This is a genomic window from Methylopila musalis (assembly GCF_042679725.1).
Taxonomy (GTDB): Bacteria; Pseudomonadota; Alphaproteobacteria; order Rhizobiales; family Methylopilaceae; genus Methylopila; species Methylopila musalis.
The window spans coordinates 1-729 of record NZ_JBHTMX010000416.1 but is presented as its reverse complement, the minus strand read 5'-3'; the positions used below and the strand labels follow the sequence as shown (position 1 = coordinate 729).

Annotated in this window: 1 protein-coding gene; it reads right to left on the bottom strand. The window is 77.0% G+C overall.

The window, feature by feature from the left end; genetic code table 11:
* Positions 1–559 (bottom strand): tetratricopeptide repeat protein (locus tag ACFQ4O_RS18055; protein ID WP_378777813.1); only part of this gene is annotated, 559 nt, incomplete at its 3' end.
* Between the last annotated feature and the right edge of the window lie 170 nt (positions 560–729).

Below are 729 nucleotides of genomic sequence, written 5' to 3'. Positions count from 1 at the left end.
GCATCTGCTCGGCGCGGCCGGCGCGCGTCACCTGGCTGCCGCCGGGCGATTGCGCCTCGCGGCCGCTGTCGCGGTCGCCGGCCATGCCCTCGCCGGTGGAGTTCACGTCGTTCTCCGCGTCGGTCGGGGCCTCGCCGCCGCGCTTCTGCTTGGCGGCGCGGGCGTTGGCGCTGTTGCGGGCGTCGCGCTCCACCCGCTCGCGCCGGGCCTTGGCGGCCTCCACCAGCGCGAGGTTGTGGCGGGCGTCGTCGTCGTTGGGATTGAGGAACAGCGCCTCGTTCAGCGCGGCCTCGGCCTCGTCGTGCCGGCCGGCGCGGGCGAGCGCGGTGCCCCGGTCGTAGGTCGCGCCCGCGAAACGGCGGCCCTGGAACAGCTCCGCCGCCTCGTCGAAGCGCCCCTGCCGGAAGCGGACGGCGCCCGTCCAGTCGAGGCCGTCCAGCAGCGGCTCGGCAAGGCCGGGCAGGCCGGCGTGATAGAGCGCGAGACCGATGCGCTCGCGCGGATCGGCGGCGATCAGGGCCGCCACGACGAGCGCGAGCGCCAGCAGCGGCCGGATCATCCGCCCCTCCGGAACAGGAGCAGCATGGGCGCGCAGGCGAGCAGCAGCAGCGCCCGCCCGAGGTCGATCCAGACGATCGACGAGAACAGGCCGGGGCCGAGCCGCTCCGCCGCGCCCCGTTCGAGCCGGCGCAGCGCGGGCTCCGGCCGCTCCACGGTCGCGGCCTCGCC